General features: G+C 41.1%; 22 protein-coding genes, 1 pseudogene and 1 riboswitch. Of the genes and pseudogenes, 17 read left to right on the forward strand and 6 right to left on the reverse strand.

The annotated features are described in order from the left end of the window. Positions 1–78: 78 nt before the first annotated feature. The 5 genes and pseudogenes from MGG13_RS00305 to MGG13_RS00325 all read left to right on the forward strand — a co-directional run bounded on the left by MGG13_RS00305 (position 79) and on the right by MGG13_RS00325 (position 6,207). Positions 79–1,254 (forward strand): M20 family metallopeptidase, encoded by a 1,176-nt coding sequence (locus MGG13_RS00305; protein WP_239034960.1) that lies wholly within the window; start codon positions 79–81, stop codon positions 1,252–1,254. A gap of 255 nt (positions 1,255–1,509) precedes the next feature. Continuing rightward, positions 1,510–1,612: riboswitch (SAM riboswitch) on the forward strand. Positions 1,613–1,680: 68 nt separating this feature from the next. Continuing rightward, entirely contained in the window at positions 1,681–2,838 is a 1,158-nt protein-coding gene (locus tag MGG13_RS00310) for an aminotransferase class I/II-fold pyridoxal phosphate-dependent enzyme (protein ID WP_239034961.1), read from the forward strand. A gap of 102 nt (positions 2,839–2,940) precedes the next feature. Further along, entirely contained in the window at positions 2,941–4,200 is a 1,260-nt protein-coding gene (locus MGG13_RS00315; protein ID WP_239034962.1) for a Y-family DNA polymerase, read from the forward strand. Positions 4,201–4,274: 74 nt separating this feature from the next. Next, positions 4,275–4,688: a DUF2188 domain-containing protein gene (locus MGG13_RS00320; RefSeq protein ID WP_133432575.1), complete on the forward strand. Its 414-nt coding sequence runs from the start codon at positions 4,275–4,277 to the stop codon at positions 4,686–4,688. A 195-nt stretch (positions 4,689–4,883) separates the two neighbouring features. Further along, positions 4,884–6,207 (forward strand): annotated as a pseudogene (locus MGG13_RS00325) (basic amino acid/polyamine antiporter). 39 nt (positions 6,208–6,246) lie between these two features. Here MGG13_RS00325 and MGG13_RS00330 read toward each other — a convergent pair. Beyond that, positions 6,247–7,128: an RluA family pseudouridine synthase gene (locus tag MGG13_RS00330; protein ID WP_239034963.1), complete on the reverse strand. Its 882-nt coding sequence runs from the start codon at positions 7,126–7,128 to the stop codon at positions 6,247–6,249. Positions 7,129–7,314: 186 nt separating this feature from the next. Here MGG13_RS00330 and MGG13_RS00335 point away from each other — a divergent pair, with 186 nt between their 5' ends. After that, a complete protein-coding gene (locus MGG13_RS00335) occupies positions 7,315–8,130 on the forward strand; it encodes an alpha/beta fold hydrolase (RefSeq protein WP_239034964.1) in 816 nt (271 codons plus the stop codon). A 61-nt stretch (positions 8,131–8,191) separates the two neighbouring features. On the opposite strand, the gene MGG13_RS00340 is transcribed toward MGG13_RS00335, so the two are convergent. Beyond that, complete coding sequence (locus tag MGG13_RS00340) at positions 8,192–9,295, reverse strand: IS30 family transposase (protein ID WP_239034581.1); 1,104 nt, start codon at positions 9,293–9,295, stop codon at positions 8,192–8,194. A gap of 275 nt (positions 9,296–9,570) precedes the next feature. On the opposite strand from MGG13_RS00340, the gene brnQ reads away from it, so the two are divergent. Beyond that, a complete protein-coding gene (gene brnQ, locus MGG13_RS00345; protein WP_239034965.1) occupies positions 9,571–10,929 on the forward strand; it encodes a branched-chain amino acid transport system II carrier protein in 1,359 nt (452 codons plus the stop codon). 31 nt (positions 10,930–10,960) lie between these two features. On the opposite strand, the gene MGG13_RS00350 is transcribed toward brnQ, so the two are convergent. Continuing rightward, positions 10,961–11,203: a hypothetical protein gene (locus tag MGG13_RS00350; RefSeq protein ID WP_133432551.1), complete on the reverse strand. Its 243-nt coding sequence runs from the start codon at positions 11,201–11,203 to the stop codon at positions 10,961–10,963. A 142-nt stretch (positions 11,204–11,345) separates the two neighbouring features. On the opposite strand from MGG13_RS00350, the gene MGG13_RS00355 reads away from it, so the two are divergent. After that, the gene (locus tag MGG13_RS00355) at positions 11,346–11,807 is read left to right on the forward strand and encodes a hypothetical protein (RefSeq protein ID WP_239034966.1); all 462 of its coding nucleotides are present in this window, start codon (positions 11,346–11,348) and stop codon (positions 11,805–11,807) included. Here MGG13_RS00355 and MGG13_RS00360 read toward each other — a convergent pair whose 3' ends face one another. Then, complete coding sequence (locus tag MGG13_RS00360; RefSeq protein ID WP_239034967.1) at positions 11,808–12,650, reverse strand: YitT family protein; 843 nt, start codon at positions 12,648–12,650, stop codon at positions 11,808–11,810. Positions 12,651–12,993: 343 nt separating this feature from the next. Here MGG13_RS00360 and MGG13_RS00365 point away from each other — a divergent pair, with 343 nt between their 5' ends. The 3 genes from MGG13_RS00365 (at position 12,994) to MGG13_RS00375 (ending at position 15,131) form a co-directional block, all read left to right on the forward strand. Next, positions 12,994–13,389 carry a hypothetical protein gene (locus MGG13_RS00365; protein ID WP_239034968.1) on the forward strand — a complete coding sequence of 132 codons (396 nt, stop codon included), beginning with the start codon at positions 12,994–12,996 and terminating at the stop codon, positions 13,387–13,389. Positions 13,390–13,485: 96 nt separating this feature from the next. Beyond that, a complete protein-coding gene (locus MGG13_RS00370; RefSeq protein ID WP_239034969.1) occupies positions 13,486–14,316 on the forward strand; it encodes a formate/nitrite transporter family protein in 831 nt (276 codons plus the stop codon). A gap of 110 nt (positions 14,317–14,426) precedes the next feature. Continuing rightward, positions 14,427–15,131, forward strand: coding sequence for a CBS domain-containing protein (locus tag MGG13_RS00375; protein WP_239034970.1), 705 nt, complete (start codon positions 14,427–14,429; stop codon positions 15,129–15,131). 62 nt (positions 15,132–15,193) lie between these two features. Here the strand turns inward: MGG13_RS00375 and MGG13_RS00380 are convergent, their stop codons facing one another. Next, complete coding sequence (locus tag MGG13_RS00380; RefSeq protein ID WP_239034971.1) at positions 15,194–15,919, reverse strand: tryptophan-rich sensory protein; 726 nt, start codon at positions 15,917–15,919, stop codon at positions 15,194–15,196. An 88-nt stretch (positions 15,920–16,007) separates the two neighbouring features. Then, positions 16,008–16,481, reverse strand: coding sequence for a CHAP domain-containing protein (locus MGG13_RS00385; RefSeq protein WP_239034972.1), 474 nt, complete (start codon positions 16,479–16,481; stop codon positions 16,008–16,010). A 284-nt stretch (positions 16,482–16,765) separates the two neighbouring features. Between MGG13_RS00385 and lpdA the strand changes: the two genes are divergently transcribed. The 6 genes from lpdA (at position 16,766) to MGG13_RS00415 (ending at position 23,686) form a co-directional block, all read left to right on the forward strand. Further along, complete coding sequence (lpdA, locus tag MGG13_RS00390; protein WP_239034973.1) at positions 16,766–18,175, forward strand: dihydrolipoyl dehydrogenase; 1,410 nt, start codon at positions 16,766–16,768, stop codon at positions 18,173–18,175. A gap of 10 nt (positions 18,176–18,185) precedes the next feature. Further along, positions 18,186–19,175, forward strand: a complete 990-nt coding sequence (locus MGG13_RS00395; protein WP_239034974.1) for a thiamine pyrophosphate-dependent dehydrogenase E1 component subunit alpha — start codon at positions 18,186–18,188, stop codon at positions 19,173–19,175. 15 nt (positions 19,176–19,190) lie between these two features. After that, complete coding sequence (locus tag MGG13_RS00400; RefSeq protein WP_239034975.1) at positions 19,191–20,177, forward strand: alpha-ketoacid dehydrogenase subunit beta; 987 nt, start codon at positions 19,191–19,193, stop codon at positions 20,175–20,177. Positions 20,178–20,195: 18 nt separating this feature from the next. Beyond that, on the forward strand, positions 20,196–21,389 hold the full coding sequence (locus MGG13_RS00405; protein ID WP_239034976.1) for a dihydrolipoamide acetyltransferase family protein: 1,194 nt from the start codon (positions 20,196–20,198) through the stop codon (positions 21,387–21,389). Positions 21,390–21,917: 528 nt separating this feature from the next. Next, positions 21,918–23,312: an MFS transporter gene (locus MGG13_RS00410; RefSeq protein WP_133432537.1), complete on the forward strand. Its 1,395-nt coding sequence runs from the start codon at positions 21,918–21,920 to the stop codon at positions 23,310–23,312. A 56-nt stretch (positions 23,313–23,368) separates the two neighbouring features. Beyond that, positions 23,369–23,686: a thioredoxin family protein gene (locus MGG13_RS00415; protein ID WP_239034977.1), complete on the forward strand. Its 318-nt coding sequence runs from the start codon at positions 23,369–23,371 to the stop codon at positions 23,684–23,686. Positions 23,687–23,728: the final 42 nt, after the last annotated feature.

Consider the following 23,728-nt stretch of genomic DNA (forward strand, 5'->3'; position numbering starts at 1 on the left):
GTTAAAGAGCGTATATTTACAAAAAATAAAGAAGGGGACATTATTGAAATAAAATGATTTCGTAAGGAGTGAATAGGCGTGTACAATCAGTTAATCAAAACACTTGAAAGTAAAGAAGAACAGATGATTGCCATCAGACGTCATTTACATGAAAATCCAGAATTATCTTTCGAAGAAAAAGAAACGCCGAAATATATTGCGGATTTCTACGAAGGAAAAGATGCTGAAGTCGAGACAAATGTCGGCGCGAATGGGGTTAAAGTGACTATTGACTCTGGTAAACCAGGTAAAACAATTGCGATTCGTGCAGATTTTGATGCATTGCCAATCGAAGAAGAAACCGGTCTGCCTTATGCTTCTAAAAATAAAGGTGTCATGCACGCGTGTGGTCACGACGCGCACACAGCTTATATGCTGATACTTGCAGATACATTGATCGAAATGAAAGATAGCTTCAGCGGTAAGATTGTCGTTATTCATCAGCCAGCTGAAGAAGTTCCGCCAGGTGGGGCACAGACAATGATTAAGGACGGCGTACTTGAGGGCGTTGATAACGTGATCGGTGTCCACGTCATGAGTACGATGGAAACAGGTAAAATGTACTATTATCCTGGGTTTGTGCAGACGGGACGTGCCTTCTTCAAACTGAAGATCAAAGGTAAAGGTGGTCACGGCTCATCTCCGCATATGGCGAATGATGCAATTGTAGCAGGGAGCGCTTTCGTCACTGCTGTGCAGACAGTCGTATCAAGAAGACTCAGCCCGTTTGAAACAGGTGTTGTGACTATTGGTTCATTCGATGGGAAAGGCCCGTTCAATGTGATCAAAGATGCTGTTGAACTTGAAGGAGACGTCCGTGGATTGACTGAAGAGACAAAAGCAACTATCGAAAAAGAAATTAAACGTCTCTCATCAGGGCTTGAAGCCATGTACGGTGTCACATGTGAATTGGAATATAATGATGACTACCCAGCGCTATATAATGATCCAGCATTCACAGAGTATGTGGTCAATGCCATTAAAGATCACTCTGATGTACAAATTGAGCAGACAGAACCACAACCCCCGTCAGAAGACTTTGCATACTATGCTAAAGAACTTCCAAGTACCTTTATTTACTCAGGCGCTGCACCAGAAGACGGGGAAATCTTCCCGCACCATCATCCTAAATTCAACATCAGTGAAAAATCGATGATGGTTGCAGCTAAAGCAGTAGGCACAGCTGTATTAACTTATCTGAACGATGAAAAATAATGAATATCGAGCAAGGAAAGACCATGGTTGTCTTCTTTTTATGCAAATGATTATTGATGATTAATCAAGCTAGTAGTCAAAAGAAAAGTATGGCACAGCTGATAATGATCGTCATTTTCTGGCAGATTATTAAGCTGCAGGCGCCTCGACTGGAAAAGGAAACTGAACTTCACTTATAAAGAGACAGTGTTGGAGCGGAAACCGGTTTGACAACCTCCTGTTTTAATACTATATTGATAACAATCATTTAAATATGTCTTATCCAGAGAGATGGAGGGAACTGGCCCTATGAAGTCTCAGCAGCAGGCTCTGTGAGCACTGTGCTAAATCCATCAAGCAGAAGCTTGGCAGATAAGTGATCTTTTAACGTCATTACTGCTGAAGTAATGACGTTTTTAATTTTTAGAGATAAGAAGGAGAGAGAGCATGCGTTCTAGATTACTGGATTCGATACCCGAAAGTTATTTCGGCAAGACGATGGGCAGAAAGCTCGAAATCGGGACTAACCCCCTCATTAATACAGCAGTCGGTATACCTGACCAGAAAGTGCCGGCGGAAGTGCTGGAAGCAATTCAGTCAGCAGTGCAGGAGCCTGCTAATAATAAATATGGCGTGTTCCGGGGTAAGGAAGTCCTAAAAGAAGCGATTCAGCAATTCTATCTGGAGACTTATGGTGTTGAGCTGGATAAAGACGAGGAAATCTGTATTCTTTATGGGACGAAGAACGGACTGGTCAACCTGCCTCTTTGTGTCATTGAACCGGGAGAAGGTGTATTGCTGCCGAACCCAGGTTATACGGACTATCTTGCAGGTGTGAAGCTTGCACGTGGTACAGTTTATGAGCTGCCACTACTGCCGGCCAATCGTTACTGGCCGAATTTTGATGCACTTGATTCCGCGGTATTAGACAAGACTCGACTCATCTATCTCAATTATCCAAGCAATCCGACAGGAGCGGTCGCGACACGTGCAGGGTTCGATGAGATTATCGAGCGCTTCAGAGGGACGAAGATACAGATTGTGCATGACTTTGCCTATGCAGCGTTCGGATTCGACGCTAAAAATCCAAGTATCCTGCAGTCAGAAGGTGCAAAAGAAGTGGCAGTGGAAATTTATTCACTCTCTAAAGGCTTTAATATGTCAGGGGTGCGGATTGGTTTTGCGGTAGGTAATAAGGATATCGTCGGCGCACTCAATTATTATCAGGACCATACACAAGTCGGGATGTGGGGGGTCGTCCAGGAAGCAGCGGTCAGTGCACTGGCACTGGGAGAACCTTTCCTAGAGACGCAGAACGCCATCTTCAGAAAGCGTAGAGATAAAGTGACAAGCTTCCTGACTGAGGCAGGTATTCCGTTTGAGCCGATGCAGGGCGGTATTTTCCTATGGCTTAAAATCCCGGATGGTTATAACAGCGAAGCATATGTAGATGACCTGCTGAAGAAACAGTCTATATTGACGACACCGGGCTTGCCATTTGGTTCAAATGGTGATCAGTATATTCGGATTTCTCTTGCTATCAGTGATGAGGAGATAGAGGAACTGCTGAATAGACTTGCCGAAACAAAAGCGCTCTATCACTAAAGCCGTTTTAAGTGAATTATTTTATTAAAGTAAGAGTCCTTCTCACTACTTTACACGAACGTATGTTCTCGTATACACTTGATATATAAATGAGGTGGGAGAATGTATGACTATTATCAATGTAGTTCTCGTGATGTACTTTGTGTTGACCTTAAAAGCTTCTTTGCATCGGTCTCGTGTATCGAAAAAGGACTGAATCCGCTGACGACTAAACTCGCTGTTGTCGGAGATACGAAACGTCAAGGTTCTGTTGTACTGGCTGCAACACCGCCTTTAAAAACATTAGGTATAAAAACTGGATCAAGATTATTTGAAATTCCGCATCGTTCAGATATTTATATCATTAACCCCTCTATGCTTAAATATATTCAAGTATCGAGCGAGATTTCAGCGATTGCGCTGCAATATGTAGCGCCCGAAGATTTCCATCAGTATAGTATCGACGAATTCTTTATGGATATCACGGATTCCTATCATCTGTTTGCCCGGTCACCTTATCAGATGGCACGTATACTGCAGCAGGAAATCTACAATCAGACGCAGATTGTCAGCACGATAGGTATCGGCTCAAACCCTCTGCTTGCCAAGCTGTCCATGGACTTAGAAGCAAAACGGACGACAGAAGGTGTCGCTGAATGGCGTTATCACGATGTCCCCCGTAAACTGTGGGATATCGAACCACTGACTGAGATGTGGGGCATTAATAATCGGACGGAGAAGAAGCTGAACAAGAAAGGCATCTTCAGTATCGGTGATCTAGCCCATTATCCAGTTGAATATTTAAAGCGTGACTTCGGTATTATCGGCGTCGATCTGCACTTGCATGCCAATGGAATAGATGAAAGTGTGATTCGCAAACCGCATGTCATCAAAGGCAAATCATACGGTAAGTCACAGATTCTGATGCGTGATTATCAGTTTCATGAACTGAAGACGGTCATCAGTGAACAGATAGATGAGGTGTTTTACCGCGTCAGAGAGAAGAATCTGTATCCGACGACGATTGCCTTTACTGTAGGCTATGCAGATGGTGGGGGAATCCATAAACAGTTCACTAAGAAGGATTATTTCACAGCGACTATGCAGATTGTTAACCTGATCTGGCGGTACTTAGAAGAATATGCAGAGATAAACCGCCTTTTCAGGACAGTAAGTGTTTCTTTCAGCAATCTGCGTGATAGTCGAATCAGACAGATGAGTCTCTTTGAAGCACCGGAAGACATGAAACGGGAGATTGTAGAAGATTATCTTGACCAGCTCCGTCGTAAGTATGGTAAAGACATCGTCATACGAGCGTCGTCCTTAACGAATAGCGGCACTATTAAACTGCGAAAAGGACTCATCGCCGGTCATAAAGGTTAAGTTTCTCATTAATAGAAGATTAATATCTCCTCAAAAAGGTTATGGAAAGAGTAACAATTGAAATGGGAGTGATGATGATGTGGACAATGAATGACTACCCGAACAGCTGGAAGAACTTTGATGAACTTGAACGGAAGAAGGCCATCGATATCGGAAATGCGATGCTGACAGATGGCTATAAGGAAGAAGATTTGATTCCTATTGCGACAAAACAGGCGAAAGACTGGTATAAAGCGGCCTCAACAGAAGAATTGCATGAACTGAAGAACAAGAAAATCACGCAGCACAAAAAAGATGATTCAGCACATCCAGAGCTGATGGACAAGGACGTTGAAGTCTACTTTGAAGATAATAAGTGGCACGTGAAGACACAGGGTGCTCAACGCGCAGATTCAACGCATGATACAAAACAGGAAGCGGCAAAGCGTGCTAAAGAAATTGCTGATAACAAAGATGTGAAAGTCATTCAGCATCAAAAAAATGATTGATAGATACCTCCAATCTACTGATTGGGGGTATCTATTTGAATTTTAATGCTATTTGGCCGTTTAAATGGGTAAAGGTAGAAGTCGATAAAAATTTTTACTCATAAGAAGAGTAATAGGACTGTATTTGATTAATCGAGGTGGAGAGATTTGGGTAAAGCGAATGATAGGAAATTAAGTTTATTGGCGCTCGTTGCGATGGTGGTGGGAACGATGATCGGCGGTGGTGCTTTTAACCTGATCAGTGATATGGGTACTGAAGCAGGCGGACTAGCTATCCTCATCGGCTGGCTGATCACAGGAGTTGGCATGATAGCACTAGGGCTCAGCTTTCAGAATTTAACGAGTGTCAGACCGAAACTTGACGGCGGCATCTATAGTTACGCACAAGCAGGTTTCGGTGATTATATGGGATTCAATTCTGCCTGGGGTTACTAGTTTAGTGCGTTACTCGGCAATGTCGCATATGGCACATTGCTGATGACCGAGTATAATAGTAGCTTCGTTATTATTATGGTGTGTCTTTCTGCTCATTTCAAGAGGAGTCAAGAATACAATGTTAATCAATATGATTGTGACTATCGCTAAAATGATTCCGCTTTTTTTATTTTTAGTCGTATTAGTGACTGGCTTTAATTTCGATACATTTATGACAGGTTTTTATGGTATGACTGACCAAGGTCCGAAAAGTTTTGATTTTCAGGATATTATGGCTCAGGTCAAAAGTACAATGCTGGTGACGGTGTGGGCATTTCTTGGTGTGGAAGGTGCCGTTGTTTTTTCAAGCCGTGCGAAACAACGGCGTGATGTCGGAAAAGCGACGATTATCGGACTTCTCGGCGTTCTTATCATCTATATTATGATTACGGTTCTTGCGCAAGGGATTATTATCCAGAATCAGATAGGAGAACTCAGCAACCCGTCGATGGCAGGCGTCATGGAACAAGTTGTCGGTAAATGGGGAGCAGTCGTTATCAATATCGGCTTGATCATTTCTGTTATAGGAGCGTGGCTTGGCTGGTCATTGCTCGCAGCAGAAGTGCCCAATTTAGCTGCCAAAGATAATATCTTTCCGGCGTGGTTCGGTAAAGATAACCATAATCATGCACCTATCCACTCTATGCTGATAACAAGTCTAATTGTTCAGTTGTTTTTCATCACCTTACTCTTTACAGATAAAGCCTATAACTTTGCTTTCAGCCTGGCATCGTCAGCGGTACTGTTACCCTATGCATTTAGTGCATTCTATCAGCTGAAGTCCAGCAGACAGCATTCCCGTAAGCAGACTTTAATAGGAGCAGTGGCTTCCATCTATTCAATCTGGATCGTCTATGCAGCAGGGCTTGAATATCTCCTTTTGACGATGATTCTCTATTTCCCGGGTATATTTGTCTATCAGCATGTCCAGAAACTGCACGATAGACCGATTTCAAAAATGGATAAAATATTATTTGGGGTCATCACACTCTTAGCCTTAACCGGTGTCTATTTTATTATCAGCGGCAAAGTGTCGAACTTCTAAATAGAAAAGCAGCAGAAGATCATATTCTGCTGCTTTTCCTTATTTGAACTGTGTCAGGAATATCGGTGGTACAGGAGACTGAAAGCGCATCTTCTGATGAGTCACGGGATGGGTAAAAGCGAGAATATGTGCATGCAGACCGAGTCTTCTGAAGGGGTTAGTCGTCGCACCGTATTTCTTATCGCCGACGATAGGGTGACCTAATTCCTGCATATGGATTCGAATCTGATTTTTACGCCCAGTATCCAGATTGACTTTAAGCAGTGTCTGTTTACGACTTGTTTTAAAGACAGTATAATGAGTGATTGCTTTTTTGCCGTGCTGTTCATTCTGACTTGAACGCATCGTGAGTGTCTTATCTTCTGAAAGAAAGCTTGTGATGGTACCATTTTCAGAGACACGACCTTCAACCAGTGCCATATAAGTGCGTTCTGTCACAAGTTGTTTCCAGTTGTTCTGCAGAATCTGCTGCGCTTCAGGCGTCTTGGCATATACCATAACACCTGAAGTCTCACGGTCTAAACGGTGTACCACAAATATACGATTTCTAGGATGTGCCCGTTTTACGTATTCTGACAGTATATGATAAGCTGTTTTATCTTTTTCATTGTTTGTCGCAATCGATAATAAGCCTGCTTCTTTATCGATCACAATAAGGTCTGCATCTTCGTGGAGGATCTTCAAGCCTCGGAGCGAGGCTTGTTTGTTGGGCGCACTGAGACGAATTGCAACGATGTCGCCCGGTTCGAGAAACGCATTGAACTGGCTTACTGATACATCATTGACAAAGACCTGTCCTCTTGCGAGAACAGCTCTGACAGACTTCTTACTTCTATCAGGCATCCTCTCAAATAAAAATTTTAAGAGTTCATTCTTTTCATTCACGGTCCACTGTTCATTGTCTTCTTTTGTATTTTTCATCATAACTTCCTTCTTTATCTATTCATTCAAGCATAGCATAGGGCTGTATTATAATAAATGAATTTCATCAAGTGTTTGTTTGACTTTTATATGGGTGAAACATATTAGAGAATAATGAAGAGCAAGAATATGTATAAATAGCTGTTATAGGGTATTCATAGTAAAACAAATTAAAGGAGGACCCTTATGTTTCACGTAAAACAATTGATGATTAACGGTATTCAATATGAATTTGTCGATGAAGGAAGAGGCAAGCCTGTCTTATTGCTGCATGGTTTCCCTGATTCTAAGAAGCTATGGTATCAGATGATGCCGCAGTTGATTCAAAATGGTTATCGTGTCATAGCACCTGACTTAAGAGGGTATGGCAATACTGCACTATCTGACAGCTATCGAATTGAGGACTCGGCAGCAGATATGTTTACGTTACTTGCACAATTAGATATTGCTCGGACTCATGTCATTGGTCATGACTGGGGTGCATGCCTGGGATGGTATATGGCTGCAAACTATGAACCACAGGTGATCAGTTTTACAGCGCTGAGTGTCGGGCATCCGAGTGGTTACTTCCGCAGCGGAGGGCTTAAGCAGATGATGAAAGGGAGTTATATCGGTCTTTTTATCTTACCGGGCGTAGCCGAACAAGTTCTTGCAGCAGGTGATTATAAAGCACTGACGCTGATAGCAGAAAACGATAGAATGCATGAGCATTGGTATATGGATTTAACACGGCCTGGTCGTCTTTCTTCAGGACTGAACTGGTATCGTTATAATATAAAGACAATCGTAGCTGGAATAGATGCTGTTAACGTGCCAGTTATGGGGATTATAGGAAACCAGGATCCTGCACTAACCTCTGCACAGATGAAAGCGTCTGCGAACTATATCTATGCTTCTTTTCATTATCATGAAATAGAAGGCGGCCACTGGTTACCTGAAACACATGCAAATGAGTTAAATAGACTCATTCTGCCATTCCTATCGAATTATATGGAAAGATAAAAATGAGCATTAAATTTAAAATTTTCTAAATTGCAATTACAAGTTAGCCACCCTGACAAATTTAGTTCATATAGAATCCTAGGGATTCACTTAGTATGTTCTCTTTGATTAGTTCCTTCAAAAACACTTCCATCGCTGACTGTCCATCTAGTATCATACGTGGATATCTGTTCATCCATTCCTGGATTTTGTGGACAGTAGAATCTGTTACGGTTGAAATGGGGATGCTCTTAGGAATATGCCGGCGAATAAATCTGTGCTGATTTTCTTTCGTACCTCTTTCCCAAGAGGCGTAGGGATGAGTGAAGTAAACTTCTGATAATCCCCCGAGGCATTCAGAAAGACCGCTGAATTCAGGTCCATTATCTGATGTAATGGATTTAAATATCTTAGGGAAAGCATCCCCAGTTTCCTTTATCAGACGGCGTAGTGCATTGACTACATGATAACTTTGTTTACCATCAATCTTTAAGATAAGTTCATATCGGCTTTTTCTCTCAACCATGGTGAGGAGTACCTGATCTTCCGCAGACTTCTGACCGACTACAGTATCTATCTCCCAATGTCCGAAGGTCGTGCGTGTATCCACTGCATGAGGTCGCAGCTCGATAGATTGACCCAGTACTTTTTTATTGATACGAGTAAAGCCTGTCGGCTTCTTAGTCTTAAGCTTCAATTTCATCAGGAGATTGATATTACGTGTCTTTATCAGTTTTCTGTCAATCCAGTTATAGAGTGTCTTGATGCAGGGTATGAATCTTTCCGGAAAAAGTTTAGCCTTTTTAGCCAGCATAATAACGGAAGCCGGAGACATCTCCTGATGTATCATCAGATTATCGGCCCATTCAACAAAGGGATTATCTGTAATAGGGAGAGGACGACGTCCCGACTTGATACGATTTTCAAAGTATCTATCCTGAGCAAGATCAGGTGAATAGACGCACTTGTAGTAGGTATAGGTCTTATTATTCTGTACCTGCTGGCTCTTTTGAGTGTAGGTGCCACGCTTCACTTCGTTATTGATGGTCTGCGGCGCTCTGCCAAGCTTGCCGGCTATTTGTCTGTTTGAATATCCTTCATTGATCAACGTCTGTATGATGATTCGTTCGTCTCTAGAAAGGTGTTTGCCCTTAACGGTTTTCGTGTTACCATTGATATGCGTCATACGAATTCATTCCTTTATTGTCGGTGTGAGAACTACAATATTAACATGAATTCGTCATGGCGTATTTTTTTTATAAATAATTAATGTCTCTTCCACCATAGATGGCTAACTTGATTGTATAACTTACCAAATTTAAAATTTTATTTAAATTTTCTGAATCTTATAATATAATGAGAAATACTTACATTAATACGTTAAAGGGAAAGAGATTTCAGGGGCAAATTCTTCTAGTCTATTAACGGGTTTAATGAATACTTAATATGGAGGATATTATTATGAAATCAAAACTCACCTTTAAAGAAAATATGTTTATCGGTTCGATGTTATTCGGATTGTTCTTTGGGGCAGGGAACCTGATTTTTCCGATTCATCTCGGACAGACAGCAGGATCAAATGTCTTTATCGCCAATCTTGGTTTCCTGATTACAGCGATTGGTCTACCTTTTCTGGGTATTATCGCAATCGGTATCTCAAAGGCAAATGGTCTCTTCGATATTTCAAGTCGGGTCAATAAAACGTATGCTTATATCTTTACTATTCTGCTCTATCTGGTTATTGGTCCGTTCTTCGCCTTACCAAGACTGGCAACGACTTCTTTTGAGATTGCGTTCGGCTCTTCGCTGCCTAAAGAATCAACGGGCTTATATTTAGCATTATTCAGCGGCTTATTCTTCCTTGTGGCATGGTTCTTTGCACGTCGTCCGTCGAAGATTCTGGATTATATCGGTAAATTTCTGAACCCGGTCTTTTTACTACTTCTCGGCTTGCTGATTCTTCTGGCGCTGGTTCGTCCGATGGGAGGCATTCAAGGTGCAGCTGTATCAGCCAACTATCAGGATTCTGTGCTGTTAAAAGGATTTATTGACGGCTATAATACCTTGGATGCCCTGGCATCTCTTGCGTTCGGTATCATTATCGTGACAACCATCAAGAAACTCGGTATCACTGATCCAAAAATGATCGCTAAAGAAACGGTCAAGTCAGGACTGGTCACAGTGATTCTGATGGGTCTGATCTATACATTACTCGCTGTCATGGGAACAATGAGTTTAGGTCAGTTCGAAGTCAGTGATAATGGAGGTATCGCCCTTGCACAGATTACACAGTACTACTTAGGGGATTACGGCATCATCCTTCTTTCTTTAATTATTATTATCGCCTGCCTGAAAACAGCGATTGGCTTAATTACGGCATTTTCTGAAACTTTTGTAGAACTATTTCCGAGTCAGAAATATATCATGTTCGCAACGGTGGTAAGTATCGTTTCGTTTACCATCGCAAATGTCGGCTTGACGCAGATCATCGCTTACTCGTTGCCGGTACTGATGTTCCTGTATCCGCTTTCTATCGTGCTGATTCTGCTGACGCTCTTCAGTAGTCTATTTCATGATTCAAAAATCGTCTACCAGGCGACTATCTACCTCACGCTGATTGCCGCTCTGATTGATGGTATCAAAGCAAGCCCTGCTTTCCTGAGTCAGACAGCATTTGCAGAAAGTATAATTAACTTCGGCAACCACTATCTACCTTTCTTCTCGATTGGTATGGGCTGGGTGCTTCCTGCTATTATCGGTTTTGTCATCGGCTTTATTATCTACAAAACGCGTAAACCTGAACTGAAAAGCACTCTATAAAAAGAAGCCTGGAGAATCTCCGGGCTTCTTTTTATAGTTCTTCTTCTTTTTGACTGATGAAAAATTCTTTAGTACTTGCATTAAAAGCAATCTTAGCACAATAGCTAGATGAACCAATCTCAACTCTATCATTTTGAAAATTGATAAGTGCGATTGTATCATAATCCTTATCCAGGATTGAAATCATCTCTTCGTTCGTCAGGATGCTATGGCCAGCCGGTACATCTAAATGAAATTTCCAGTCTCTGAATATCAGTTCTTTTGAATTGTTCACGACAATTCCCCCATATAAAAGTATTCGAAATTCATAAGAGACATGATTAAATAATTTTATAACGTTTGCTACACACCTTACTGTCAAACTTTATGTTACACTAAAATGAATAATATGACAATAAATGGTATAGGAGGATGGGATGTTTTATCTGGAGATAGGTGATAGAGTCATGTATAGAACACTGCTGAAAAAATATTTAGTCAAATATGCAGATAGATTAATCATTACCGTTACAAGTGATGAAGATTTTGAGGGACAACCTTTTTACCAGGAATTTCAGGAAGACATCATCACTGTTAAAAAGGTTAGAGAATGGCCCGGTACTATCCGGTCAGGTGACCGAGCCTCTTCTTATTATTTTCCTTACAATATGAAGGTTGCAGAATACCTCAAGCGCTATAACTGTTTCTATAGAGCAGTTTCTAATGATACTTACACCTGGATGGAATCGCTTGATAGTATAGAGGCGGACCTTGCGTTTATGAATGGTAAAGAAGAAATTCTTTATACTATCACACACGAACGAGAAACAAGAATTATCTCAAAAGCACTCACACAGGAATTAAGACAGAATGGTTATGAAGTCTATTCACACCGTTGATTATCCTCGCGTGCCAGGTTTTGCGAAATGTCCATGAACTTCTGTAGTCTCATAGACATTGATAAAACAGTTTGGATCTGCTTCTTTAGCCACACGAATGGCATCCTGAAGTTCATAGCGCGTCAGTACCATCATAATCATCTGTGCAGGCTTCTGAGTATAGCCGCCGTATGTATCGGTAATAGTCATACCGCGTCTGATAGAAGCAATCAGCGCTTGTCTGACCGCTTCACCTTTTGTTGTTACGATATTGATGGTCAATTTGATATGTGAAGTAAAGATGGTATCAACAGTTTTACCGGTAATATAAATAGAAAGTAAAGTCGTCAGTGCATTGCTCCAGCCGAGGAAGAAACCGGAACAAAGGACGATGATTCCGTTCAAAGCTGTCATAACGACACCGATAGAGATATTGCTATGCTGTGAGATAATCATTGCAATAATATCCATACCACCTGTTGTGCCCGAGTACTTTAGGATAACACCGACCCCCAGGCCGCAGAGCATACCACCAAAAATAACATCAATCAACGGTTCTGAAGATATTTGTGTCACTGGGATGATAGATAAGAAAAAAGAAATAAAGCCGACGCTTAATATGGTCTGAATCATCACTTGTCTAGGTAGTTTTAAAAAGCCTAGAATCACGAGAGGTAAGTTGATCAGTAGATTAACAAGACCGGTATCCAGTGATGTCAGGATATGGACAAGTAAGGCGACACCACTTAGACCACTACTCAGCACATTGTGGGGCAGTAAGAATAAATTAAAACTGATAGCGATAATGAATGAACCGATAATGGTCACTAACAACTTAAAAATAAAGTGATCCTGGATACGCATATTGAATCTCCTTTGTGAAATAGATTAGGTTCATTATAGCAAAGTCACAAAGTTGAGGGCTATCACTCTAACAGTAGACATATTTTATGTAAGACTATTTTGATTGAAAAAACCTTCCAACTGCGTTGATAAGCTTCCTATAAAGTAGAAAGACCATCACTTATTCTGCAGAATCCATTTACTGAATAAAAAATAGAGTGTTCATCAAGATGTCATAATCACATTTAAGTACGACTTCTGTACTGAAAAAGGGCTATCACTATTTGCAGCAGGAAAATGATAAAATAAGCTTGTATAATAACAGGTTAGATAGAAGAGAAATAAGAGAAGAGAGGTCATACTCATGAAACGGTTCGGCTATGCCATTATCTCCAGTCTTAGTTTATACATTGTGCTGTTGCTACTTGATCAGCTCTTTCATACACAGACAGCGCTATTACTGCTGAATATTGATTTTATGATTGAGGATGCGCCTTTTATCATAGAATTAGGACTGCATGTCATGGTCGGCGTAGTCCTCTATTATATGCTGAGCATTCTTTACCGTTATAGAACACTGTTCAAAGCAGCGCTCCTTGTTTCGCTCATTCAGTTCATTTTTTTGTATTTTCAGCTGACAGCTTTAGCAGTGACAGATTCTCTTGTTCTTTCAGCATCGGGTTTTATCATCTGGCTGGCAGGACATCTTGTATACTTGCTGATAGCCGCACGTTTAATTGCGATTGAGCATAGAACCTGATATTTTATGAATTTATGAAAATAATTGCGCTCTCTTACTCGGAAAGTGGTAAAATCAAATTATGTTAATAAAATCACAAACAAGGAGAGTTTACTTATGCAAATTGAAAAACCGGTTAAGTCCGTATCTGATACATTTACCAGTACAGATAATATCGGAGAAGCTTTGACACAAGTCGCATTAAAAGAAGTGAACGTCGACCGTGAGCCGGCTCGCTATATTTTAAAAGCTATTATTGCAGGCTTTCTGCTGGCGATTATGGCTGTCTTCTCTTTAGCGGTCAAAACACAGTTTGAAGGGGCAAGTCACGGACTTGTCAATATTCTGGGCGCTATCGCCTTTAGTATCGCGCTCGTTATGATTGTCATGACAAGAGCGGAACTATTAACAAGTAACTTTATGTATCTGACAATAGGACTTTATTATCGGACGATTTCAATGAGTAAAGTCGCCAAAATCTTCATCTATTGTTTTATCGGTAATATTATTGGCGGCTTTATCTTATTCGGTATGATGACGGGCACAAAAGTGATGACGCCTGAAATGGTCACCGCTCTTACAAAGACAGTTTCTGCTAAAACAATTGAATCAACCTGGCTGGCGATTATGATTAAAGCGATTTTTGCTAACTTCTTTATCAATATCGGTATCTTTATTGCCATGCAGTGTAAAGAGGCACTCGCAAAAGCATTCTTCATCGCTATCGGTGTCGTGATATTCGTCTTCATGGCTTATGAGCACGTGGTATATAATACAGGGTTATTCGCCGGTATGATGTATTACAATCCGGCTGCTATTTCATGGATTGATATTCTTAAAAATGTGGTCTTTGCTTTCATCGGTAACTTTATCGGTGGCGGTATCTTCGTAGGGTTAGTCTATGCTTATCTGAACGGTCATCGTGACGATATTGTTAAAACCAAATAGTGATTTCAAATACGAACCCTGCCAAAGGTTCGTATTTTTTATTTTCTGGGCTAGATGATGACAGTAGTTACACGTGAAACGGGTATAAAAGCTTAAAGGAGTGAAGATATTTGGGTAATCTGGATCAGTTTCTGACAGCATTCAATTTACTGCATGAAGCGATGAAGAAATACACAAAACGCGATGATAATTTCGGTTCACTGCTCTATCAGCTAAAAGAGAAGCATCCTGTCATCAAGCAGTATCAGGATGATATCGATATGGCCCGTGAACTACGCAATTTACTTGTACATGAAAAGAAAGAGACATTCAATATAGCAGAGCCTACAACAGAATTCATCGATATGCTGACGACAATCCGTCAACAGTTCGAAAATCCGACGACCGTCAGTATCTTCAGTAAAGAAGTAATCAGTTTGAGTGATACCGATAGTCTGCTGAAAGTCCTTGAACTTGTAGAACAGTACCACGTTTCACAGTATCCAGTCTTTCAGGGACAACGCTTGCTTGGTATTCTGACAGACAACGGCATCACGAACTGGCTGTCGTCTGTGCGCAAAGAAGCACCGCTCGATCTAACCAAATATAAGGTCAGCGAACTTTTATCTCAAGACGATAAAGGTGCGTCCTATGAAGTCGTTAAGCAGAATATGCCGCTTTATGAAATTGAGAAAAAAATGATAGAGCGCATCAATCAGAAAGGTCAGTCCAAGCTGGTGCTGCTCATTTCAAAAACAGGCACGATCAAGCAGAGAGAAGACATCATAGGTATTATTACGCCAGGAGATATGCCGAAAGTGATGGAGCATCTCTAAGTAAAAACAGCTTTCCCGCATGAGATTGGGAAAGCTGTTTTATTTGTTTCTGGGCACTGTGATCATTTTTTAAACTTTCGTATCAATATAGTGAGGGCTGTGATTAGTTGAACTACAATACAGCCGATAAGGATCATTAATAGCAGTGAATGCTGATTTTCAAAATAGATAGCAGTGAAGGCCCAGACGAAAACAAGCGGATAAAGAAAATCGTGATACTTAAATGCGATATAAACACAAAGCGCAGTTGCCACTACCAGCATCACCCATGTCCATGTCAGTTCAGACAGTCCTATGACGTGCGAGACATCGAGTGATTTCACATAGGTGAAAATATTGACTATTGTCGCTACGGTAACCCAGGCAAAATAAATACTAAAAACTGAGCGGTCAAATGGATGATTATGATGCTGCGATATTTTGCGGTAGATAATGACTAAAGTAAGCAGTAAAGCGATGATAACGATAACTGAAGTGAGCTTCCAGTTCTGCGTGAAGACATAAATCCATAAGCCGTTCAGAATAAAGTTCAGAATCGGCCAGAATGTCAGATTCTCACCTTGCGTTAAGTCGTAAGATTGTTGTTTATCTAACAACAGACGAATTATCCAGATGATAATGAACAGATAAATGAGACTCCAGATAGAAAAAGCATAACCCGCAGGCTGAATCAGTGCTTGATCCTGATTAGCTACTCTGCCGACATTCATTGAAGTTAAATAGTTCATGACAAGTGTACCGATAAAAACAAGCAGATAAATAAGAGGCCAAACTTTTGCGCGAGACATAATCTACATCCTTTCTTTAAATGTATTATCCCCTGACAAATTAAACTGAAACATCCAGATGTGTCAGTTTCTTGAAGAATAACTGCTGTTATGTATCTATTTTAGGATTATCTTTCGGATGAATAAACTGATAACGCTGAATATCCTGCTTGGTCAGCACACGTTCCGAGATATAGTAAGGCTTAATATAGTTCATTTCTGTTACTTTAATACTGCCATTTTGATAGACATGTTCCACATAAGCAACATGCCCTTGTTCACCTCGGTCAGATTGCAATAACGAACCTTCGAGAGGTTGCTGGTTCACGGTATAGCCTTCTTCTTCTGCCCGTGTTGCCCAGTATTTAGCATCATTCCAGGACCGCGCTATCATTTTACCATCCTGTCTGACTTTATCAAAAACATAATAAGTACATTGACCTTTATCATAAGTATTCATGGCCATAGGGTCAGACATCATCCGTCTTACTAATTGATCCGTTAATTCTGTAACGGTCTCCCGGTAATGATATCCCCCAGCTCCGAGCAATATAACAGCAAAGAACAAAAAAATCTTCTTCATATTCCACCTACAGCACTATAGAAAAACGGGTTTGCCTTCATACCCTTCATATTCATAAGCATCATTCCTTTTCTTAAAAACATTACCTCTTAGACAACTTAATAAGTGAATATAGCATAGCCCAATAAATATAGGAATACAACTATTTACATGATTTGTATCAATATTGCAAATCAAATTATTATTAGTTACTAGTAGCAGGTAATAAGTGTTAGAATAATTACCGTAGAGATTTTCAGTATAGATAGATGCATTTGATAACTGAAATGGAAGGTAGTGGCTGAATGGTATTAGAAACAGATTTACTCATTTTAGGCGGAGGGACAGGTGGCTATGTGGCTGCTATTCATGCGGCTAAACAAGGACAGAAAGTCGTCATCGTCGAGAAAGAACAGCTCGGGGGTACTTGTCTGCATCGCGGTTGTATTCCGACTAAAGCGTTGCTACGCAGTGCGGAAGTTTATGACACCATTAAACGGGCTGGTGAATTTGGTATCTCGAGCAGTGAAGCAGGCTTTGATTTCCTGAAAATACAGGCCCGGAAGGAAAAGATTGTTGAGCAGCTGCATCAAGGGGTGAAAGCCTTATGCGAAAAAAATAAAATCAAAATCTATCATGGAGAAGGTGCGATATTAGGTCCTTCTATTTTCTCGCCTGTCTCAGGTGCCGTAGCAGTTACTTTCCCGAATTCAGATGAGGAAGAACAGATTATCGTACCGAAAAAGCTCATTATTGCGACAGGTTCTTCTCCGCGTACCCTGCCAGATGTCGAGATAGATGAAACCTTTATTCTGACATCAGACGGGATGCTTAGTCTGCAGGAACTGCCGAAGAAAATGGCAGTGATCGGCGGCGGTGTCATTGGCGTGGAATGGGCATCTCTTCTGAACAGTTTTGGAGTAGATGTCACAATCATAGAATACGCAGAACGGCTCGTCATCAACGAAAGCGAATCAGTAGCGAAAGAACTGCAGAAACAGTTTGAAGAACGTGGCATTCAAGTGATGACGCAAAGAGCTGTCAGAAGTGCCTCAGTAGAGTCAGAGAAGGTGCAGATTGAAGTAGTAGGGCACGATATTATGACATTTGATAAAGTCATGGTTGCTGTAGGCCGGACGCCGAATGTTAACGGTATAGGACTGCAGAACACATCCGTTCAGTTCGATGATAAAGGCATCCAGGTCAATGATTACTATCAGACAGCAGAAAGTCATATTTACGCGATCGGTGATTGCATTGATACGCTTCAACTCGCACATGTTGCTGCCAAAGAAGGTGAAATAGCTGTACGTCATTTACTGGGAGAAGCAGTGATGCCGCTTAATTATCATGATATTCCCAAATGTACTTATACACAACCTGAGATTGCGAGTGTTGGCTATCATGCATCGAATTTCCCGGAAAATATGAACGTCAAAGTCGGCAAGTTTCATTTCAGAGGCAATGGGAAATCACTCATTTACGGAGAACCGGACGGTTTTGTTGAAGTACTGCGAGACACCCAGACTGATGACCTTATCGGTGTGACGATTATCGGTCCACATGCTACAGAGCTGATCGGCGAAGCAGCAGCAGGTATCTACTTAAATGCATCCGCACTTGAATTAAGTGACGTGATTCATGCGCACCCGACCATGTCCGAAACATTGATGGAGGCAGCACTGGATAGTTATGGACTGGCGATTCATAAATAGGAGGTAAAAAATGAGACAACTAAAAGAAACAGGACTCACGAAAGAAGAACTTATCCATGCGTTTAAACATGTTCTTAGAGGCCGGAGATTAGATGAACGTCTCTGGCAGCTGACACGTATCGGTAAAACATCATTTAATATTTCCGGACAGGGCGCAGAAGTAGGGCAAGTAGCTATGGTCATGGCCTTCCAGCCGGAAAAAGATTATTTCCTTCCTTATTATCGCGATATGACAGCTTGTCTGGCCTGGGGGATGTCATCTAAAGATATGATTCTCGGTTCATTCGGTAAAGAAGCAGATCCATCATCGCATGGCCGCCAGATGCCAAATCACTATGGCTCAAAAGAACACAACATCATTTCACATTCTTCCCCTGTCTCTACGCAGCTGAACGTTGCAACAGGAATCGGTTACGCTGCGTTACTGGAGGAATCTGACTCTGTGACTGTAGCGACAACCGGAGAAGGATCATTTAACCAGGGTGAAGTAGCTGAAGCGATGAATTTTGCTGCCATCAAGAAACTTCCGATTATATTTGTCGTCGAAAACAACCTATGGGCTATCTCTGTGGGCATTGAGGAACAGTATGCCAATAAAGAAATGGCAGACCGTGCTGCAGCTTATGGTTTTGAAGGTATTCGTGTAGACGGTATGGATTTTGCTGAATGTTATCTCGCATTCAAACGCTTTGTGGATGAAGCACGTGCGGGAAATGGCCCGGGACTGGTTGAACTAATGGTGTCACGCATGACCTCTCACTCATCAGATGATGATCAGACGGTTTATCGTTCTAAAGAAGAACTGGAAGAAATGAAGACAAAAGATCCGCTTGCAGCTTTTCAGAAACAGATGCTGGATGAAGGTTATCTGACGCAGCAGGATATAGATGCAATGGAGCTGGAACTGAAAGAAGAAATCAATCAGGCAACAGATGAAGCAGAACACATGCCGGATCCGGATGCAGCCGATATTCTGGCACATGTCTGGGCAGAGAAGTAGAGAGGAGGTCCATTTATGACAATGATGACTTATTTAGAAGCAATCAATCGTGGAATCGCAGAAGAAATGGAAAAGGACGACAAGGTCGTTATTTTTGGTGAAGATGTCGGCGGTGTAAAAGGCGGTGTCTTTGGTGTGACTAAAGATCTGGCAGCACGTTTTGGTGATAAACGGGTATTCAATACACCCCTTACAGAAGGGCTGATCGGTGGACTGGCAGTTGGGCTTGGTGTACGTGGTTATCGTGCCATTGGTGAATTTCAGTTCGCAGATTATATTTTGCCGGCGGTCAATGAAATCATGTCTGAAGCCGCTCGCATACGCTACCGGACAAGAGGGGATTTTACGACCCCGATTGTTTATCGTACACCGTATGGCGGTGGAGTCAGAGGTGGATTCTATCATTCGCAGACAACAGATAAGATTTTTGTAGGACAGCCCGGGCTTCGCGTCGTCACACCATCATCTGCCTATGATGCGAAAGGACTGATAAAAGCAGCGATTCGCAGTGATGATCCAGTGCTGTTCTTTGAGCACAAACGTCTTTACAGATTATTGAAAGAAGACGTACCTGATACAGACTACGTCGTGCCGCTTGATAAAGCGAATATTGTCAGACAAGGTGAAGATATAACCGTCATTGCTTATGGGATGGCTCTTCAATTTGCACTTAAAGCAGCTGAGACACTTGCAGAAGAGAATATCGAAGCAGAAATTGTAGATGTTCGTTCTTTATATCCACTTGATAAAGAGACATTGATTCAGGCAGCGAAGAAAACAGGTAAAGTTCTCCTTGTGACAGAAGATAACAAAGAACAAAGTGTAATGAGTGAAATAGCGGCTATTATAGCTGAAGAAGCACTCTTCGATTTAGATGCGCCTATCCGTCGTCTGGCAGGTCCGGATTCACCGAGCATGCCTTATGCGCTATCTTTGGAACGTGAATTTCTGATTAATGAAGAGAAAGTAAAGCATGCAATGCGTGAACTGGCTGAATTTTAAGAGTAAAGGAGCGTCATCATGGCGATTAAAACGATTGTATTACCGGGTTTAGGTGAAAGTGTCACAGAAGCTTCTATTACGAACTGGCTTGTACAGCCAGGAGACCAGATTGAACGCTATCAGCCTATAGCTGAAGCGACTTCTGACAAAGTGACAACTGAAATTCCTTCTGATTTTGCAGGCACTGTCAAAGAACTGTTGGTTGAACTGGATAAAGATATTCCGATTCACGACCCCATTATGACGATTGAAGTAGCAGGCGAGCAGGAAGAGGAAGAAGTAGCTGAGGATCACGACAAGTCACTGAATGATGACGCGTCAGCTAAAGATGTTCCTGAAGAAAAGCATCAAATGCGCTATTCTCCAGCAGTGCTGAAACTCTCGCAGGAACGCCATATCGATCTTTCGCAAGTGACTGGGACAGGTCGGCATGGTCGCATCACACGAAAAGATATTCTGAACTTCCAGCCTCAAAAAGCAGCAGAAAAGTCTGAAACCGTGACTCCGGCAGCTGCGACAGAAGTGATGCAGACAGATGGTGTCAGAAAAGCGATTGCCAAGCGCATGGTACAAAGTGTTAATGAAATTCCACATGCCTGGATGATGGTGGAAGCGGACGTTACAGAACTTGTAAAGTTGCGTAACGCTCATAAAACCACTTTTAAAGAGCAGGAGGGCATCTCACTTTCATTCTATCCATTCTTCATCAAAGCAGTGGCACAGGCGCTGAAGAAACATCCAAAGATGAATGCATCATGGGTTGATAATGAAATCACTTTCTTTAAAGACATCAATATCTCTATTGCTGTTGCGACGGATGATCACCTATTTGTACCGGTCATCAGAAATGCAGATGAATTGTCGGTTAAAGGAATCGCTAAAGAAGTAGATCGTCTTGCAAAAGCAGTACGTAATAACAGTCTGACCTCTGAGCAGATGCAGGGGGGGACGATCACAGTCAATAACACGGGCTCATTTGGCTCAGTGATGTCTCAGGGCATCATTAATTATCCGCAAGCCGCTATCCTGCAGATTGAAAGTATTAATAAGCGAGTAATACCAACTGAAGAAGGTGGACTTAAATTTGCTGATATGATCAACCTTTGTCTGTCGATTGATCACCGTATTTTAGACGGACTTGCTGCAGGACGTTTTCTGGCAGATGTTAAAAGCAATCTGCTGCAATTTAACAATGAATCAGATATTTATTAAACCATATACCTTGAATGTGAGTTTTAAGTTAACATTCAAGGTATTACTTTGTTAACTTTTCTAACTGATTTCATAGAAAGCTCAAGGAAGACAGGTTATGTATACAAAAGTTATTTATATAGTAGAAACATGCTATATAACAAGAGTTAACAGGAACCTTTTTAGTTAATTCAATGAGTAAAAATATACTTATAAAAGGTAAATACACTTAAAAAATAAGCGTTTTCTTTAATTGTTCACATTTGTATGTCTCATACTTTAACGCTTTGGTGTATAGTAGTGGTATTAAAAAACAGGAGAGGAGTCCTGAAGACTAAGATTGATGTAGTACAGTTAAAACTCAGTTGATTATACAACTGAAAGATTATGAGGAATTACTGCAGGATTGTTCATAATAGAATAACTATTCTTACAAAATTTCAGAATATTTGAAAATTTAAGTCGTTTTTCCAAAGAATGTTTGTAAATTTTTAATTAGTGGAACTAAAAGTAATGTGTTGAAAAAAACTCGATAAAAGGTGGATAATCATGAATCAAAATCACACAAGTGAAAACTTTAAAGGCGATAACAAGTTAATTATCGGTATTGTTCTTGCAGTATTAACTTTCTGGCTTTTTGCTCAATCACTCGTTAACATCGTCCCGACATTAAAAGATACTTTTAATACAAGTATGGGTAACATCAATACAGCGCTCAGCTTAACAGCTCTTTTCTGTGGGATGTTCGTGGTAGGTGCAGGTGGTATAGCAGATAAATACGGTCGTGTAAAAGTCACACAAGCCGGCCTTATTTTAAGCATTATCGGTTCAGTCCTCGTTATAGCGACAACTATTCCAGCTGTTATGATGGTTGGACGTGTTATCCAAGGTTTCTCAGCAGCAGCAATCATGCCTGCAACACTCGCTATTGTTAAAGCTTATTACCACGGTGCAGATCGTCAGAGAGCATTAAGCTTCTGGTCAATCGGTTCTTGGGGTGGCTCAGGTATCTGTTCATTCTTCGGTGGAGCCGTTGCAACCACATTCGGATGGCAATGGATTTTCGTTATTTCAATCGTCTTATCTATTATTGCAATCTTCCTGATTAAAGGTACACCTGAAACAAAAGCAGATGAAGAAACACGTACACGCTTTGACGTGCCTGGTTTAGCAATTTTAGTCGTATTTGTATTAGGTCTTGAACTCTTCATCACTAAAGGTGGAGAATTTGGCTATACTTCAATGATCTCATTAGGTTTAATCGCTTTAATCGTCGTATCATTCATCATCTTCTTCTTACGTGAACGCGTATCAAGAAATCCATTAATCGACTTCCACCTCTTCTCTAACAAACCTTATACAGGTGCTGTTGTTTCTAATTTCCTGTTAAACGCAGTCGGTGGTACTTTAGTTGTAGCGAATACATTTGTACAGCAAGGCCTTGGATTCTCATCTTTCCAAGCAGGTTCTTTATCACTGACTTACTTAGTGATGGTCTTACTGATGATTCGTGTCGGTGAAAAGATGTTACAGAAAATGGGCGCTAAAAAACCGATGATGTTAGGATCAATTATTGCGGCAATCGGTATCCTGTTAATTTCATTAACATTCCTGCCTCAAATGCTCTATATCGTCAGCTCAATTATCGGTTACTTATTATTTGGTTTAGGTTTAGGTATCTATGCAACACCTTCTACAGATACAGCGGTATCTACTGCACCTGAAAATAAAGCAGGGGTTGCAGCGGGTATCTACAAAATGGCTTCATCTTTAGGTAACGGTTTTGGTATGGCAATCAGTGGTGCTGTCTATGCGACTGCTATTGTTGGACTGGGACTTTCTCACGGTGCAATGATTGCATTATGGGTGAACGTAGCTATGGCGTTAGTATCATTCCTGGCTATCATGTTCTTAATTCCTAATGATGATAAACGTGTAAAATAGGATAGAATTCAAGAGACAACGTTATCGTTGTCTCTTTTTTTATTGGAGGTTATAAAATGGAAAAACTGAATACTTACGAGGAATGGCTTAAGATCTTGAATAATAATGAAAAGAAACTGCTCTATACGATGACAACAGGCTGCTCAGTCTGTCATGCTGATTATCCTCGTGTAAAAGCTTTGGTAGAGGAAGAACAAATTTCGGGCTATTATCTGATGGCTGATGAGATTCCTGAGGCAGCGGGTCAGCTCTCTTTGTTTACTTCTCCGGTTGTCATGCTCTTTAATCAGGATAGAGAATATCACCGGCAAGCACGGATCATTGATTTTGAAACTCTTCATACGCGAATGAAGCAGCTGAAACTGGAATATTAATGGCAATCAGTTCATAACAGTGAGATAATTAATTGAAGCGTT

The sequence above is a fragment of the Macrococcus brunensis genome (assembly GCF_022343725.1).
GTDB classification, from domain to species: domain Bacteria; phylum Bacillota; class Bacilli; order Staphylococcales; family Staphylococcaceae; genus Macrococcus; species Macrococcus brunensis.